This window comes from Geodermatophilaceae bacterium NBWT11 (genome assembly GCA_014218215.1).
Taxonomy (GTDB): Bacteria; Actinomycetota; Actinomycetes; order Mycobacteriales; family Geodermatophilaceae; genus Klenkia.
This window is the reverse complement of record CP043652.1, coordinates 1,568,882-1,585,701: the sequence shown is the minus strand read 5'-3', so window position 1 is coordinate 1,585,701 and position 16,820 is coordinate 1,568,882. Positions and strand designations below refer to the sequence as shown.

The window sequence follows — 16,820 nt, the reverse complement described above, 5'->3', positions numbered from 1 at the left end:
GCTCAGCCCCTGATCCGGCCCCCGTCCACCCAGACGGCGGCCACGTCGGCCGGGCCGCCGAGGGCGAAGGCCTTGGCCAGCGCGTCCTCGGGGCCGGCCGCCGACCGCAGGACGACGTCCAGGGTCGATCCGGCGGACGGGCGCAGCCAGACGGCGTCGAACCGCGTGCCCACCGACAGGTGGCCGACGTCGGAGAGCCCCAGGGCGTCGGCACCGGCCGCTGTCGCCAGGTGCAACAGGTCCGCCGGGGTCAGCGGCTCGCCCTCGTCGCCCAGCAGCTGCTGGCCGAAGTACGCCTGCAGGCCCTCCTTGAGCAGCGAGAAGCCGGTGCCGGCGCCGACGTCGGAGCCCAGCGCGACCCGCACCCCGGCCGCGCGGTGCCGGCGCAGCGGGAACAGGCCGCTGCCCAGCGCCGCGTTCGAGGTCGGGCAGTGCGCCACGGCCGTGCCGCGCAGGGCCAGGACGTCGAGCTCGCCGTCGGTGGGGTGCACGTCGTGCGCGAGCACCGACCGCGTCCCCAGCAGCCCCGGCTTGTCGTAGGTGTCGACGTAGGAGCCGCCGAACAGCTCGGCGACCGCGGCCACCTCGGCCGGGTTCTCGTTCACGTGCGAGGTGAAGAACGCACCGTCCACCGAGGCCAGCAGGTCGGCGCAGGAGTCCAGCATCTCGGTCGTGCAGGACAGCGAGAACCGCGGCGTCACCGCGTACCGCGACCGCCGCACGCCGTGCCAGCGCTCGGCCAGCGCCCGCCCCTCCTCCAGGGCCCGGGACGGCGAGGTCAGCAGCGCCTCGGGCAGCAGCCGGTCGCTGACCACCAGCCCCGAGGTCACCCGCAGCCCGACCCGGTCGGCCTCGGTGAACAGCGCGTCCACCGCCGGGGCGAAGTGCGAGCCGAACACCAGCGCGGACGTCGTCCCGGCGCGGGCCAGGCCGTCGACGAACTCCGCGGCCACCGTGCGGGCGTAGTCCAGGTCGGCGAGGCGGCACTCCTCGGGCAGCGCGCACCGCTCGAGCCAGTCCAGCAGCGGCATGCCCAGCCCGCCGATCGCCCGGACCTGGGGGTAGTGCACGTGGGTGTCGACGAACCCGGGCAGCACGAGCCCGCCGCGCAGGTCGACGACCTCGTCGTCCCCCGACAGCTCGGCGAACGGCCCGCGCGCCACGATCGCGCCGTCGCGGACCCGCACCCCGCCGTCCAGCTCGACCCGCAGCTCACCGGCGGCCGGGGTGTCCAGGAACGTCCCGCGGTAGACCGTCACGAGGGCACCCGGGCGACCGCGCCGAGCAGGGCGGCCGCCACTCCGACCGCGATCACCGCCGGCTCCTTGCCGGTCAGCTCGGGGAGGCCGATCGGGCAGGTGATCCGGTCGGGGTCGGGGGCGCCGTCGGCGACCAGCGTCCGCCGGAACCTCGCCCACTTGCCGGCCGACCCGATCAGCCCGATCGAGGCCAGGCCGGGGGTGCGCAGCGCGGCGTCGCAGAGGGCGGCGTCCTCGGCGTGGTCGTGGGTCATCACCAGCACGTGGCTGCCTGCGGGCAGCTCGGCGAGCACCAGCTCGGGCAGCACCGGCACCTGGTGCACGTGCACGGCGGCGATCGCGTCGTCGAGCACGGCCAGCCGCTCGGGGGTCAGCTGCGCGGGGCGGGAGTCGACGAGGTGCAGGTCCAGGTCGTGCCGGGCCAGGATGCGGGCAAGCTCGAGACCGACGTGGCCGACGCCGAACACCGCCACCGCCGGGACGACGGGCAGCGGCTCCAGCAGCAGCCCGACCTCACCGCCGCAGCACTGCACGCCGTGCTGGTAGGGCGCCTTGTCCGACAGTGCGACGTCGACGACCCGGGTGCCTCCGCCGGCGAGCAGCAGCTCCCGGGCCCGTTCGACCGCGACCGCCTCGAGGTTCCCCCCGCCGACGGTGCCGTGCTGGGCGTCCGCGGTGACCACCATCTTGGCGCCGGCCTCGCGCGGGGAGTGCCCACGGACGGTCGCCACGGTCACCAGCACGCCCGGCTCGCGCCGGTCGCGCAGCGTCTGCACCGCGCGGTCCCAGCGCATCAGGACTCGCTCAGCACGCGCTCGGAGGTCGGCCGGATGGGCGGACCGGAGGGCTGCGGGGGCTGCTCCCCGCCGTCCCGCACGTGCGCGCCCTCGCCGGCCCGGGCCGCCTCGACCGCCCAGAACACCGCCTCGGGGGTGGCAGGGGAGGCCAGGTCCACGGTGGTGCCGGCCGGACCGAACGCGGCCGCGGCCTGGCGCAGCGCCTCGCGCACGCTGAACGCCAGCATCAGCGGGGGCTCGCCGACGGCCTTGGAGCCGAAGACGGCGCCCTCCTCGTGCGCGGACTCCAGCAGCGAGACCCGGAAGTCCTCGGGCATCTCGGAGAAGCTGGGCAGCTTGTAGGTGCTCGCCGACTGGGTGCTGAGCCGGCCGCGGGTGGGGCCCTCGCGGTCCTCCCAGCGCAGGTCCTCCAGGGTCAGCCAGCCGACGCCCTGCACGAACCCGCCCTCGACCTGGCCGATGTCCACCAGCGGGGACAGCGAGTCGCCGACGTCGTGCACGATGTCCACCCGGCGCACCCGGTAGGCCCCGGTGAACCCGTCGACCTCCACCTCGGCGGCGGCCACCCCGTGCGCGAAGTACTTGAACGGCTCGCCGCGCATCGCCGCGGAGTCCCAGTGCAGGCCCTCGGTCCGGTAGTAGCCGGCCGCCCACAGCTGCACCCGGGAGAAGTAGGCCAGCCGGACGACGTCCTCCCACGGCACGGTCGGCCCGCCCGGCGCCAGGCCGCGCACCACCCCGCCGGAGAACCGGACGTCGGCGGCCGGCACGTGCAGCTGCTCGGCGGCCACCTGGGCCAGCCGAGCGGTGATCTGCTCGCAGGCGTTCTTCACCGCGCCGCCGTTGAGGTCCGCGCCCGAGCTCGCCGCCGTCGCCGAGGTGTTGGGCACCTTGTCGGTACGCGTGGGGGCCAGCCGGACCTTCGAGAGCGGGACGCCGAGGGCGGTGGCGGCGACCTGCAGCATCTTGGTGTGCAGGCCCTGGCCCATCTCGGTGCCGCCGTGGGTGATCAGCACCGAGCCGTCCTTGTAGACGTGCACCAGCGCACCGCCCTGGTTGAACGCGGTGAAGTTGAACGAGATGCCGAACTTCACCGGCGTGATGGCCAGTGCCCGTTTCACGTGGAGCGACCCGGCGTTGAACGCCTCGACCTCCGCCGTCCGGGCGGCGAAGTCGCTGGTGTCCAGCACCTGGGCCCAGGTGCGGGCGAGCCGGTCGGCCTGGCGCACCGGCTGGCCGTAGGGGGTCTCCTGGTCCTTCGCGTAGAAGTTCCGCCGCCGCAGCTCGTGCGGCTCGATGCCCAACGCGGGGGCGCAGCGGCCCAGCACGTCCTCGATCACGAGCATGCCCTGCGGCCCGCCGAAGCCCCGGAACGCCGTCTGCGAGGTCTTGTTGGTCTGCGCGATCCGCCCGTTCACCCGGACGGCGGGGATCCAGTAGGCGTTGTCGACGTGGCACAGCGCGCGGGCCAGCACCGGCTCGGACAGGTCCAGGCTCCAGCCGCCGTCGGAGGTCAGCGTGGCGTCCAGGGCGGTCAGCCGGCCCTCGTCGTCGAAGCCGACCTGCCACTGCGCGTGGAAGCCGTGCCGCTTGCCGGTCATCGTCATGTCCTGGCCGCGGTTCAGGCGCAGGCGGACCGGCCGGCCGGTCAGGCGGGCGCCGAGCGCGGCGATCGCGGCCAGCCCGTGCGGCTGCATCTCCTTGCCGCCGAAGCCGCCGCCCATCCGCAGGCACTGCACGGTGACCTCGCTGCTGGTCAGGCCCAGCACGTGCGCCACGATCTCCTGGGTCTCCGAGGGGTGCTGGGTGCTCGACTGCACGAACACCTGACCGGCCTCGTCGACCAGGGCCAGCGCGCAGTGCGTCTCCAGGTAGAAGTGCTCCTGGCCGGCGAACTCGAACTCGCCGTGGAACACGTGCGCCGAGGACGCCAGCGCCTCCTCGACGTCGCCGCGCACCAGCTTCGGCCGCCCGCCCTGGAACGCGTCCGCCGCGATCGCCTCCTGCACGGTGACCACGCTGGGCAGCGGTTCGACCTCGACCTCGACGGCCTCGGCGCCGAGCCGGGCGGCCTCCAGGGTCTCCCCGAGCACCCAGCAGACCGCGTGGCCGTAGAACATGACCTCGTCGGGGAACAGCGGCTCGTCGTGCTTGACGCCGGCGTCGTTGACCCCGGGGACGTCGGCGCCGGTGAGCACCCGCACCACCCCGGGGACGGCGAGGGCCGGCCCGGTGCGCAGCGCGGTCACCCGGGCGTGGGCGTGCATGACCTGGACCGGCCAGGCGTGCAGCACGTCCTTCGTGCGGCCGACCAGGTCGTCGGTGTAGAGCGCCTGGCCGGTGACGTGCAGGGCGGCGGACTCGTGCGGCACCGCGGTGCCGACGACGGCGTTCGCGGGGCGCTCGGACAGGGCGCTCATCGGGCTGCCTCCAGCGTGTTCTCGGTGGCGAACTTCAGCAGGGCCTGGCGCAGCATCGCGGCGCGGTAGGCGGCACTGGCCCGGTGGTCGTCGAGCGGGGTGCCCTCGGCGCCCAGCACGTCGGCGGCCGCGGTCACGTCGCCCCAGGGGCGGCCGACCAGGGCCTCCTCGGTGGCCAGGGCCCGGATCGGCGTCGCCGCCACCCCGCCCAGCCCGATCCTGGCGGCCGCGACGACGCCGTCGACGACGTCCAGGCCGAAGGCCACGGCGACGCTGGAGATGTCGTCGAACCGCCGCTTGGCGATCTTGGTGAAGCCGACCAGCCCGGGCTGGGGCTGCGGGATGCGGACGGCGCGGATCAGCTCGCCCGCGGTCCGCACGCTGCGCCGGTAGCCGGTGAAGTAGTCGGCCAGCGGCACCTCCCGCTCCCCGCCGGCGGAGACGAGCACCAGCGAGGCGCCCAGGGCCAGCAGGCCGGGGGCGGTGTCGCCGATGGGGGAGCCGGTGCCCAGGTTGCCGCCCAGCGTGGCGCCGTTGCGGATCAGCACCGACGCGAACTGGGGGAGCAGCAGGTCCAGCAGCGGGACGGCGCCGTCCAGCCGCAGCGCGATCTCGCTCAGGGTGACCGCGGCGCCGATCTCGACGACGTCCGCGCCGACGGTGAGCCCGCGCAGCTCGGGCAGGCGGTCGATCGCCACCACCAGCGGAGCACGCACGCCGCGCAGGTTGACCTCGACGCCCCAGTCGGTCGAGCCGGCGACCACCGCCGCGTCGGGCCGCTCGCCGATCAGCTGGAGGGTCGCGGCCAGGTCGGCCGGGCGGACGAACGCCGGCGTCCGGGTCTCCCTGGCCGGTGGCACCGGCTCCTGCTGGCGGGCCGCCAGCGGGTCGCCGTCGGCCGGGGCGTCCAGGGCGTAGGCGGCGTCCCGGATCGGCCGGTAGCCGGTGCACCGGCAGAGGTTGCCGCTGAGCGCGTGCAGGTCGAAGCCGTTGGGGCCGTGCTCGTGGGAGGGCTGGGTGCTGCCGACGACGTCCACCGGGGCGGCGCCACCCCGTCCCGGCCGGTAGAACTCCGCCGCCATGCTGCAGACGAAGCCCGGGGTGCAGTAGCCGCACTGGGAGCCCCCGCGCACCGCCATCTCGCGCTGCACCGGGTGCAGGTCGGCCGGGGTGCCCAGCCCCTCGGCGGTCACCACCTCCTGGCCGTCGAGGGCCAGCACCGGCACCAGGCAGGCGTTCAGCGCCGTCCAGCGGGTGGGCGTCGTCGTCCCCGGGCGGGCGACGAGCACCGAGCAGGCGCCGCACTCGCCCTCTGCGCAGCCCTCCTTGGCCCCGACCAGTCCGCGGCCGCGCAGCCAGTCGAGCGCCGTGGTGTGCGCGGGGACGCCGTCGAGGGGGGCGGCCTGCCCGTTCACGGTGACGCTGGGGGACTGCATGGGGGGCGACTCCTCGTCGGGTGCGGTGCGGTGGTGCACCAGGGTGCCTGCTCGAGGTTGCGTGCAGGTCTCGGCGACGCGGAGCACGTCGCCGACCGGAGTGCAGGTCGTTGCAGGACCGGGTGTTCTCTGATCCACTTCCTGTGACGCACGGGACACCAGGGGCGGAGGCCCGGATGAGCGCGGCCCGCCGGATCGGCACGGTGGCCCAGTTGCTGGGGGCCGTCGCGCTGGCCGGGGTGCTCGTCGCCGGGGTGTTGTTCCCCCTGGTCGGCGGTGCGGGTGCGGTGGCGCGGAGTTCGGCGTCCCTGCTCGACGCCCTGCCGGTCGAGCTCACCGACGCGACCCCGCCGGGCAACACCGTGCTCCTGGCTGCGAACGGGGAGCCGATCACCGGGTTCTACGACGAGAACCGCGCCCCGGTCGGCCCGGAGGCGATCGCGCCGGTGATGAAGGACGCGATGGTGGCCATCGAGGACGCCCGGTTCTACTCCCACAACGGCCTGGACGTGCAGGGCACCCTGCGTGCGCTGGTGACCAACCTGGCCTCCGGCGACGTCCAGGAGGGTGGCTCGACGCTGACCCAGCAGCTGGTCAAGCAGACCCTGCTGCAGACGGCGGAGACCCCCGAGGAGGCTGCCGCCGCGGTCGAGCAGACCCTCGAGCGCAAGATCCGCGAGGCCAGGCTCGCCCTGGCGCTGGAGGAGACGTACTCCAAGGACGAGATCCTCACCCGCTACCTGAACATCGTGTACTTCGGGCAGAACGCCTACGGCATCCAGCCGGCGGCGCGGGCCTACTTCAGCGTCGACGCGATCGCACTCACCCTGCCCCAGGCCGCGATGCTGGCCGGGTTGGCCCAGAGCCCCACCAGCGACGACCCCACCGTGGACCCGGAGGCGGCCACCACCCGGCGCGACCAGGTGCTCGACCGGATGGCCGAGCAGGGGATGGTCACCGCCGCCGAGGCCGCCGCCGCCCAGGCCGCCCCGCTGGGTCTGGTGCTCGGGGCCGCCCCGCCACGGGGCTGCGTGCAGGCCTCCGTCGGGCCCTTCGTCTGCGACTTCGTGCAGCGGTACCTCACCCAGACCCTCGGTCTCACCCAGGAGCAGCTCGAGCACGACGGCCTGACGATCCAGACCACGCTGGACCCCGAGCTGCAGCGCGCCGGGGACGCCGCGGTGCTGGGCACCCTGCCGATGGGCGACTCGCTGGCCGGCATGTTCACCGCCGTCCAGCCCGGCACCGGGCACCTGCTGGCGATGAGCGTGAACCGGGTCTTCGGCTACGACGTGGACGACCCGGCGCAGGAGTCCTACAACCTCAACGTCGCGGCCAGCCAGGGCTCGGGGTCGACCTACAAGGTGTTCACCGCGGCGGCTGCGCTGAGCAGGCAGTTCTCCGCCTACTACACGCTCACCACGTCCGACCCCTACGTCTCCCGGGTCTACCGCGACGGCAGCGAGCCCTACGACGTGCGCAACGCCGGGCGGTACGGGGCCACGCTGGACCTGTCCACGGCGCTCTACCAGTCCTCCAACACCTACTTCCTCGCCCTGGAGGACGCCCTCGGCAGCGTCGAGGGCCCGGTGCGGATGGCCGAGGCGGCCGGGCTCTTCCAGTTCAGCCGGCCGGGACTGGCCCAGCAGGTGATCGACGAGAACCGCGGCTCGTTCACCTTCGGCGCCGAGGAGACCAGCCCGCTCGGCCTGGCCAGCGCCTACTCGACCTTCGCCGCCAGCGGCACCCGCTGCCTGGTCACCCCGGTCACCGCCGTCCTGGACCGCGCCGGCCAGCCGCTGCTCGACGACGCCGGGCAGCCCCTGGTGACGGGCGACCAGTGCACCGCCGAGGCGATCCCGTCCGGGGTGGCCACGACGATGAACCAGATCCTGCGCCGGGACGTCGAACCCGGGAACCCCGGCCAGACCGGGTCACGCGCCTACGTGCCCGGCCACCAGATCGCGGGCAAGACCGGGACGTCGCAGGACAACTTCTCCGCCGCCTTCGTCGGCTACACCCCCGAGATCGCCGCCAGCGTCATGGTGCTCAACCCCAAGCAGAACCAGGACGTCGGCGGCTTCGGCGGCAACAAGCCCGCGACCATCTGGCGTGCGGCCATGGCGCCGATCCTGGACGCCCGCGGGAGCGGGGAGTTCCCGCCCGCCGACCCCACGGTGATGAACGGCAACACCCGTCCGGTGCCGGGCTGCTCGTCGGTGTCCCGCTGCCAGGCGGCGCTGTCGGGGGCGGGCTTCGTGCCGCAGGTGGTCCGGGTCGAGGGCAGCAGCCCGTCCGGGTCGCTGCTGGGCACCAGCCCGCGGGCCGGCGGGCGCGCCGTCGCCGGGCAGGTGGTGTCGATCCTGGTCAGCAACGGCGCGTCCTACGTCCCGCCAGCGCCGGCCCCCGTCCCGGCACCCGCGCCGGCCCCCGTCCCCGGCCCGGCCCCACCGGTCGAGCTCCCGCCGGGCATCCCGGCCCCGCCCACCGCCTGACCCCCCCCCGACGAAGGAACCTCCACACCCCCTGACGAGGCTCAGAGGGGGTGCAGAGGTTCCTTCGTCGGGGGGCGGACCCACCTCCACCCCCGGGGTGCGTCAGGGGTGGACGAGGATCTTCACCTGGGTGTCGTTGTGGTGCACCAGGGTCTGGAAGCCCTGCTCCACCAGGTCGCCGAGGTCGATCCGGGCGGTGATGAAGGGGGCCAGGTCGACCTTCCCGCTGCGGACCAGCTCGATCGTCGCGGGGTGGTCACCGGCGTAGGCGATCGTGCCGCGCAGGTCGATCTCCTTCAGCACCAGCTTCTGCAGGTCCACGGCGGGTCGGTGGCCCCAGATGGACACGTTCACGACCACCGCGGTCGGCTTCACGGCGTCCAGGAGCGTGTCCAGGACGGCGTCCACGCTGGAGCACTCGAAGGCGACGTCGGCCCCCCGGCCGCCGGTCAGCTCCCGGACCCGGTCGCCCACGGACCCCTCGGTCGGGTCCAGCACGTGCGCGGCGACCCCGGTCTCGCGTGCCTTGGCCTTCCGGGCGGCGCTGACCTCGGTGACCACCACGGTGAGCCCCTCGGCGGTGAGCACGGCGGCCAGCAGCAGCCCGATCGGGCCGGCGCCGCCGATGAGCGCGACGTCCCCGGCGACGGCGCCGCTGCGCCGGTAGGCGTGGTGGCCGACCGCCAGCGGCTCGATCAGCGCGGCCTGGTCCAGCGGGATGTCCCCGACCGGGTGCACCCACCGCCTCGCGACGACGACCTTCTCGCTCAGCCCGCCGCCCCGGCCGCCCAGCCCGATGAAGTTCATGTCCTTCGACAGCTGGTAGGACTGCCCGGGCGTGGTGTCGACGCCGTCGGCGATGACGTAGGGCTCCACGACCACGGCGTCACCCACGGCGAGGTCGGTGACGCCCTCGCCGAGGGCGCTCACCGTGCCGGAGAACTCGTGGCCCATCGTGATCGGCGCGCTCTCGCCCGAGACCGGGTGCGGGTGCCCGGCCGGCGGGATGAAGATCGGCCCCTCCAGGTACTCGTGCAGGTCGCTGCCGCAGATACCGCACCAGGCGACGTCGATCGCCACGTGCCCCGGCTGCAGCTGCGGCTCGGGGACGTCCTCGACCCGGATGTCCTCGCGGCCGTGCCAGCGTGCTGCCCTCATCGTGTGCTCCTCAGCTCGTGTGGTGCACGGCGGCCGGCTCGGACACCGGTGTCGGGATGCCCTCGTACCGCGCCTTGAGCTGCAGGGCCAGGTAGAGGGAGTAGTGCCGGGACTGGTGCAGGTTGCCGCCGTGCATCCACAGGTGCGGGACGGCGGTGGGCTTCCACATGTTGCGCTGCTCGCCCTCCCACGGACCGGGGTCCTTGGTCGTGTCCGACCCGAGTCCCCAGACCTTGCCGAGCCGGTCGGCGGTCTCCTGGTCGACGAGATCGGCGACCCAGCCGTTCATCGAGTCGTAGCCGGTGGCGTAGACGACCAGGTCCGCCGGCAGCTCGGTGCCGTCCTCGAGCACGACGGCGTCCTCGGTCAGCTCGCGCACCTGGCCGGCCACCAGGTGCACCGAGCCGTCGGCGATGAGCTCGGAGGCACCCACGTCGATGTAGTAGCCCGAGCCGCGGCGCAGGTACTTGAGGAACAGGCCGCTGTCGTCGTCCCCGAAGTCCAGCTGGAAGCCCGCAGCCTCCAGCCGGGCGTAGAAGTCCGCGTCGTCGATGCGGATCTGGTCGTAGAGCGGCTTCTGGAACTCGCCCATGATCCGGTAGGGCAGCGACGCGAAGGTCAGGTCGGCCTTGGTGGTCGTCACCCCGGCCGCGGCCGCGCTCTCGGAGTACAGCCCCTCCATCGTGCCCAGCAGCGAGTGGCTGGTGACGATGTGCGTGGAGCTGCGCTGCACCATCGTCACGTCGGCGCCGTTCTCCCAGAGCGCGGCGCAGATGTCGTGCGCGGAGTTGTTCGACCCGACGACGACGACCCTCTTCCCGCGGTAGGCCTCCGGACCTGGGTGGGCCGAGGAGTGCTGCTGCTCGCCGCGGAAGCGGTCCGTCCCGGGGAAGTGGGGCATCCGGGCCTTGCCGCTCATGCCGGTGGCGAAGACCAGCTCGGTGGGGTGCATCGTCAGCTGCTCGCCGTCCCGGGTGAGCCGGACGGTCCACGTGCCCGCGGCCTCGTCGTAGGACGCCGCGTCGACGGTGGTCGAGGCCCAGTAGTCGATCTCCATCACCCGGACGTACATCTCGAGCCAGTCGGCGATCTTGTCCTTGGGGGCGAACACCGGCCAGTTCGCCGGGAACGGCAGGTAGGGCAGGTGGTCGTACCAGACCGGGTCGTGCAGGCAGAGGGACTTGTAGCGGCTGCGCCACTGGTCCCCGGGGCGCTCGTAGCGGTCCACCACGATGGTGGGGACGTCGAGCTGCCGCAGCCGGGCGCCCAGCGCGATGCCGCCCTGACCGCCGCCGATCACCAGCACGTACGGCTGGCGGGTGCGGCCCAGCTCGGCGAACTCGGCGTCGCGCTCCTCGAGCCAGGTGCGGCGCTCCTTGTTCGCACCGTGCTCGGCCCCGCGCGGCCGGTGGGCGCCGGACCGCTCCTCGTGGCCGGTCAGCTCGTGGAGCGTCGTGAGCAGCGTCCAGGCCCGTCCGTCGGTCAGGCGCAGGTGCCCGCGGCCCCGCCCGACCGAGGTCTCGAACTCGATCCAGGCCTCGTCGACGCCGTCGGCCCCGGTCGGTTCCTCGCCGTCGGCCACCCGGAACCCGGTGGGGTCGACCCGGTCGAGGACCTCGGTCAGCCGCGCCCGGACGGCGTCCTGGCCCTCGGCGGTGGTGATGTTCCAGGTGAAGGAGACCAGGTCGCGCCAGAAGCAGGTGGCGGCGAAGAGCTCGACCGCTGCGTCGACGTCGCGGGCGGTGAGCGCGGTCTGGAACGCCTCCAGCCAGGCCTGCACCCGCTCGGCCGGGGTCTGCGTACCGGATGGGCGCTGGAGCGTCTGGGTCATGCCGTCCTCCGTCTCGGCGGCCACGCTGCCGCCCTCAGGAGGCAGTGCACCGGTTCGGGGACGTCGCCGGGAGGGTTGCAGGGGGTTGCGCCGGAGGTGGCCGGGGTCACACCCTGGTGGGGTGACCCGCCCCCTCATCGACGCGTCGTGGCGCCGGGTCGCGGCGGCCGGGGTGGACCGCGGGGGGACGACGGCGCCGGCCGTGCTCCCCGGCGCCGAGGTCGCCCGCCGGGTGGCTGCCGGACCGCTCGCGCCGATGATCCCGGTGCTGCGCGACCGCCTGGAACCGGTGGCGCGGGCCTGTGGCCAGATCCTGGTGGTCACCGACGTCGACGGGCGGGTGCTGTGGCAGGCGGGGGCCCCGGAGATCCGGCGCGGGGCGGACGCACTGGGCTTCGTGCCCGGCGCTGCCTGGGGCGAGCGGTCGGTGGGCACCAACGCGATCGGCACCTGCCTGGTGCTCGGTGCCCCGGTGGGCGTGCACGGCGACGAGCACTTCGTCGACGGCCACCAGCGCTGGACCTGCGCGGCTGCCCCGCTGCGCGACCCGGTGGGCGGGGAGCTGCTGGGCGTGGTCGACCTGTCCGGGCCCGCCAGGACGGCGCACCCCGGCACCGTCGCGCTGGTCGCCGCCGTCGCCTCGCTGGCCGAACACGAGCTGCGGGCCGCCCACGACCGGTCGCTGGAGCAGCTGCGTCGGGTGGCCGCCCCGGTGCTGGCCCGGGTGGGCGGCCGGGCGCTGGTCGTGGGTCCGGACGGCGCCACCGCGGCGGTGACCGGCTTCAGCGGTCCGCCCCGGGTGCACCTGCCCGAGACCCTGGACGCCGGTCGGCTGCTGCTGCCCGCGCTGGGGCTGTGCCGCGTCGAGCCGCTGCCCGGTGGCTGGCTGGTCCGGCTGGACGACGCCGAGGACGAGATGCCGGCCACCCGGCTCACGCTGGACCTCACCGGGACCCGTCCGCGGCTGACCGTGGCGGCGGGATCGGGCTCCTGGCAGGACGTGCTCGGGCTGCGGCACGCGGAGATGCTGCTGGCCCTGGCCCGCGCGCCGCTGGGCCGGTCGGCCGCCGAGCTCGCCGACGACCTGTTCGCCGACCCCACCCGCACGGTCACCGTGCGGGCCGAGGTGTCCCGGTTGCGGCGCACCGCCGGCCCGGTGCTGGCGACCCGGCCCTACCGGTTGGCCGAGGGGGTCGTGGCGGAGGTCCTCCGGCCCGCCGACCCGTCCACGCTGCTGCCCGGCTCGGTGGCCCCGGTGGTGGCCCGGGAGCGGCTCAGTCGACCAGTGCCAGCCGGCGGTCCAGCGCCTGGGTGAACAGCCACCCGGCGATGACCACCAGGTGCAGCAGGAACAGCCACAGCCCCAGCGCGACCATCCCGCCGATCACCTCGAGCCCGCCGAACGGCGCGCCCAGCGACAGCGGGAGGGCCAGGAACAGGGTGAACCCCTGCAGGAAGCCCGAGAGCGACGCCGCGGTGAAGAACGCCCCGACGAGCACCGCCCGCCAGGGCAGCATCCCGGCCGCCACCACCCGGAACCCCCAGACCAGGGGGCCGACCAGGACGAACAGCACTGCGTAGAAGCCGACGGCGACCGACGCCAGACCGGCCCCGAACCCACCGGTCCGCTGCAGGTCGGCCAGCACCGGGACCACCAGCAGCAACGGGTAGAGCAGCACCGGGGTCACCAGCAGCAGCGGGACGACGGCCAGCCGGCCCCGCCACCCGGTGAAGGTGTCGCGCTCGTCGGTGAAGCGCAGCAGCGCGCGGCGCAGGCCCTCGCCGTAGAAGGTCATCGGGATGAGCGCGAGCACCCCGCCCAGCAGGCTGAGCTGGGTGCCGGCCTCGGCCAGGCGGGCCAGGGCGTCCGGGGCGCCCAGCTCGTCCGGGAGGATGCCGCCCAGCTCGGCCAGGTAGCCGCGCACGGCCTCCGGGCTGGTCCACAGCGAGGTCAGCGCCAGCGCCAGCAGCAACAGCGGGACGACGGAGATCCCGGCGTAGAAGGTCAGCCCCGCCGCGATCAGCGACAGGTCGCGCCCGCGCAGCCCGCGCCGGACCGAGCGCATGAGGAAGTCGGCCTCGCTGCGCCACCGGGCGTGCCAGGACGGGCCGGTGGTCATCGTGTCCACTCCACCACCCCGCGCCCGGCGGCGCCCAGCGAACGGGTCAGCCCAGGACGACCTCACCGGAGAAGCCGGCCACCTCGACCTCGCCGGACGCCGTGACGGCCACGGTCACCGCGTCGTCCCCGACGCGCAGGCCCTCGACCCGCACCGCACCCAGCGGTGCCGGGCGCAGCGGGGCCACGGTCAACCGCCCGGCCGGCACGTCGGGGCGCAGCCCGAGCACCGCGGACAGCACCGCCACCGCGGCCGCGGCCGACCAGGCCTGCGGGCGGCAGGACGCCGGGTAGGCCAGCGCGTGCCGGACGTCGGCGGAGGAGTCCCCGGCGAACAGCTCGGGCAGCCGCCAGTCGAAGGACTCCCCGGCCGCCAGCACCCCCCGGGCCAGCGACCCGGCGACCGCGCCGTGCCCGTCGCGGGCCAGCCCGGTGATCGCGATCGCGGTGTCGTGCGGCCAGACCGAGCCGCAGTGGTAGGTCAGCGGGCCGTAGCCGCCGGCGGTGGTGGCCATGGTGCGCAGCCCGAACCCGGAGTCCATCGACGCCGAGCCGACCCGGGCGGCCACCGCGGCGGACTCCGCGGCGTCCAGCAGCCCCGAGCCGAGCAGGTGGGCGATGTTGGAGGTCGGGGCGTCGACCGGGGTCTTGGTGCCGTCCAGCGCGATCGCCGGGTAGGGGCCATCGTCGTCGGCGACCCAGAACGCCTCGCGGAACCGCTTGGCCAGGTCGGCGGCGTAGGCCCGCCACCGGTCGGCGCCGGGCCGGCCGAAGGCCTCCAGCAGCGCCGCCCCGCCCAGCGCCGCCTCGTGCGCGTAGGCCTGTGCCTCGCACAGCGCGATCGGCCCCTCGGCGATCCGGCCGTCGGCGAAGCGCACCGAGTCGTGGCTGTCCTTCCAGCCCTGGTTGGCCAGCCCCGCCCCGGAGCGGTCCAGGTACTCCAGGAAGCCGTCGCCGTCCGGGTCGCCGTCGGTGGCCAGCCAGTCCAGGGCGCGCTCGAGCGGGTCGAGCAGCTCGGTGACCACCGCGGGGTCCAGACCCCAGCGCCAGGCGTCGTGCAGCAGGCAGACCCACAGCGGGGTGGCGTCGATGGTCCCGAAGTAGACCGGCGGCAGGAACGGCGTCGTGCCCTCCTCGGCCACCGGGGGCCGGCGGATCTCGTGCAGGATCTTCCCCGGCTCCTCCCCGGTGGCGTCGTCGCGGCGGGTGCCCTGCCGGGCGGCCAGCGTGCGCAGCGTCCCGGCGGCCAGCTCGGTGCCCAGCGGCAGCAGCAACCGCGCCGTCCACAGGCTGTCCCGGCCGAAGAGGGTCAGGTACCAGGGCGCCCCGGCGGCGGTGAAGACGTCCTCCGGTGCGGTGGTCGTGACCATCCGCAGCCCGGCCAGGTCCTCCAGCGACTGCGTGAGCAGGGTGGCCAGCCGGTGGTCGTCGGCGGTCACCGTCGGGGTGGCCCAGCTGTGTGCGGTGGGCGGGGCGGCGGTCACGCCCCCGGGGTCGGTGACGGTGAGCGACCAGGTCACCTCCACGGCGTCCCGCGGGGGGACGACGACCGACCAGCGCAGCTCGCCCACGTCCCCGGCCGGCTCCAGCCCCGGCACCTCGACCTGCACCCCGCGCCCGGCCCACCCGCTGCCCGACGGCGCGACCAGGGAGCGCGCGGAACCGCTCTTGACCTCCTCGACGGTGGCCAGGTCGGTGCCCAGGGTCAGCACCACCTCGGCCGCCACCGGCTCGGCCGCCGTGGACACCAGCCGCAGGGTCTCGGTGAGCCCGTCGGCGGTGAGCACCCGGCTGGTCTCCAGTCGCACGGTCGGGTCGGGCCCGGCGTCCCCCAGCCCGCGGAGGACGGCGACGTGCCGGCTGTGCCCGGGCGCCGTGCTGCCGCCCCCGATGCCGTCGGGGACCAGCCCGGCGACGGTCACGGTGCGCACCGACAGCGCCCGGACGTCGCCGCAGAACACGCCCTCGGCGCCCTGCCCGCGCACCGCGCCGTCCCGGGCCGACAGCACGGTGACCGGGGCCCGCAGGCACACGTCGAGCTCGTGCACGGTCGGCTGCAGACCCGGGGTGCTCGTCATTCGACCGATCCAACCCGACCCGCCCCGCAGGGTGCAACAAACGCCCTTCTCGTCAGGGCCGCACTTGACAGCGGTGTTCACCGGGGCGCACTGTGCCAGCGGTCACTTAGACCGTTCCAATACGTCCGCGGAGGGAGTCGGATCCGATGCACGAGGACCACCGGCCCACCCTGGCGTCGGTCGCTGCGGCCGCCCAGGTCTCCAAGCAGACCGTCAGCAACGTGCTCAACGCCCCGCACCTGGTCAGCGAGTCGACCCTGGAGCGGGTGCAGGGCGTGATCGACGAGGTCGGCTACCGCCCGCTGCGCGCGGCCCAGCAGATGCGCAGCAACCGCTCCCAGCTGATCGGCATGCGCATCGAGCCGGTCCGCGAGGGCATCGGCGGCATCGTCCTGGACCAGTTCCTGCACGCGCTGACCGCCAGCGCCGAGGAGTCCGGGCACCGCCTGGTGCTGTTCACCGCCGGGCACGCCGAGGCCGAGGTCGCCGCCTACGACGAGCTGGTCGCCTCCTTCGCCGTCGACGCCTTCGTGCTCACCGGCACCTCGCACGGCGACCCGCGCACCGCCTGGCTGCGCCGCCGCCGGCTGCCGGTGGCCAGCTTCGGCCGGCCCTGGGACGACGCCGCGGGGCGCAGCTGGGTCGACATCGACGGAGCCGCCGGCACCCGCGCCGCCGTCGAGCACCTCCTGGCGCAGGGCCACACCCGGATCGCCTTCCTCGGCTGGCCCGTCGGCTCGGGCACCGGCGACGACCGGCGGGCCGGCTGGGCGGACGCGATGTCCTCGGCCGGCCTGTCCACCACCGGCCTGGACGCCGGGCTCCCCGACGACCCGGCCGTCGCCCAGGCCGCGGCGCTGGGCCTCGTCGCCGCCCGCGGCGTCACCGCGCTGGTCTGCGCCTCGGACTCCCTGGCCCTCGGCGCCCTGGGCGCCGTCCGCGAACTGGGCCGCGAGCCCGGCACCGACGTGGCCGTCGTCGGGTTCGACGACAGCCCGGTCGCCGCCGCCATCGGGCTGTCCTCGATCGCCCAGCCGGTCGCCGCGGCCGCCGCGGCCTGCATCGACCTGCTCCGTGCCCAGCTCGACCCGGGCCCGGGGGACGCCGCGACCGACGAACCGGTGCTGCTGGCACCGCGCCTCGTCGTCCGGGCGTCCTCGGTCCGCGGTGCCGGGTCGGCGCCCACCGCCACCCCACCGGTCCTGCCCGCTCCCTGACCCCCGACCG

Annotated in this window: 11 protein-coding genes; 3 read left to right on the top strand and 8 right to left on the bottom strand. The window is 74.9% G+C overall.

What is annotated here, in order from left to right; genetic code table 11:
- Positions 1 to 2: 2 nt before the first annotated feature.
- From F1C76_07570 to F1C76_07555, 4 genes are read right to left on the bottom strand one after another with little or no spacing between them, the layout of a single operon-like run.
- Positions 3 to 1,259: a guanine deaminase gene (locus tag F1C76_07570; GenBank protein QNG36466.1), complete on the bottom strand. Its 1,257-nt coding sequence runs from the start codon at positions 1,257 to 1,259 to the stop codon at positions 3 to 5.
- Complete coding sequence (gene xdhC, locus F1C76_07565; protein ID QNG36465.1) at positions 1,256 to 2,053, bottom strand: xanthine dehydrogenase accessory protein XdhC; 798 nt, start codon at positions 2,051 to 2,053, stop codon at positions 1,256 to 1,258. The genes F1C76_07570 and xdhC overlap by 4 nt, the downstream gene beginning before the upstream one ends.
- Complete coding sequence (gene xdhB / locus F1C76_07560; protein ID QNG36464.1) at positions 2,053 to 4,476, bottom strand: xanthine dehydrogenase molybdopterin binding subunit; 2,424 nt, start codon at positions 4,474 to 4,476, stop codon at positions 2,053 to 2,055. The genes xdhC and xdhB overlap by 1 nt, the downstream gene beginning before the upstream one ends.
- Positions 4,473 to 5,912: a xanthine dehydrogenase small subunit gene (locus F1C76_07555; protein QNG36463.1), complete on the bottom strand. Its 1,440-nt coding sequence runs from the start codon at positions 5,910 to 5,912 to the stop codon at positions 4,473 to 4,475. Before F1C76_07555 ends, xdhB begins: the two co-directional genes overlap by 4 nt.
- A gap of 176 nt (positions 5,913 to 6,088) precedes the next feature.
- Between F1C76_07555 and F1C76_07550 the strand changes: the two genes are divergently transcribed.
- The gene (locus F1C76_07550) at positions 6,089 to 8,407 is read left to right on the top strand and encodes a penicillin-binding protein (protein QNG36462.1); all 2,319 of its coding nucleotides are present in this window, start codon (positions 6,089 to 6,091) and stop codon (positions 8,405 to 8,407) included.
- A gap of 102 nt (positions 8,408 to 8,509) precedes the next feature.
- Here the strand turns inward: F1C76_07550 and F1C76_07545 are convergent, their stop codons facing one another.
- On the bottom strand, positions 8,510 to 9,565 hold the full coding sequence (locus tag F1C76_07545) for a 2,3-butanediol dehydrogenase (protein ID QNG36461.1): 1,056 nt from the start codon (positions 9,563 to 9,565) through the stop codon (positions 8,510 to 8,512).
- Positions 9,566 to 9,575: 10 nt separating this feature from the next.
- Entirely contained in the window at positions 9,576 to 11,396 is a 1,821-nt protein-coding gene (locus tag F1C76_07540) for an NAD(P)/FAD-dependent oxidoreductase (protein ID QNG36460.1), read from the bottom strand.
- Here F1C76_07540 and F1C76_07535 point away from each other — a divergent pair.
- The gene (locus F1C76_07535; protein QNG36459.1) at positions 11,395 to 12,711 is read left to right on the top strand and encodes a GAF domain-containing protein; all 1,317 of its coding nucleotides are present in this window, start codon (positions 11,395 to 11,397) and stop codon (positions 12,709 to 12,711) included. The genes F1C76_07540 and F1C76_07535 overlap by 2 nt on opposite strands.
- On the opposite strand, the gene F1C76_07530 is transcribed toward F1C76_07535, so the two are convergent.
- Both F1C76_07530 and F1C76_07525 read right to left on the bottom strand, forming a co-directional pair.
- Complete coding sequence (locus F1C76_07530; protein ID QNG36458.1) at positions 12,671 to 13,516, bottom strand: YihY/virulence factor BrkB family protein; 846 nt, start codon at positions 13,514 to 13,516, stop codon at positions 12,671 to 12,673. The genes F1C76_07535 and F1C76_07530 overlap by 41 nt on opposite strands.
- Before the next feature lie 46 nt (positions 13,517 to 13,562).
- Complete coding sequence (locus tag F1C76_07525) at positions 13,563 to 15,593, bottom strand: amylo-alpha-1,6-glucosidase (protein ID QNG36457.1); 2,031 nt, start codon at positions 15,591 to 15,593, stop codon at positions 13,563 to 13,565.
- 146 nt (positions 15,594 to 15,739) lie between these two features.
- Here F1C76_07525 and F1C76_07520 point away from each other — a divergent pair, with 146 nt between their 5' ends.
- Complete coding sequence (locus F1C76_07520) at positions 15,740 to 16,810, top strand: LacI family transcriptional regulator (protein ID QNG36456.1); 1,071 nt, start codon at positions 15,740 to 15,742, stop codon at positions 16,808 to 16,810.
- Positions 16,811 to 16,820: the final 10 nt, after the last annotated feature.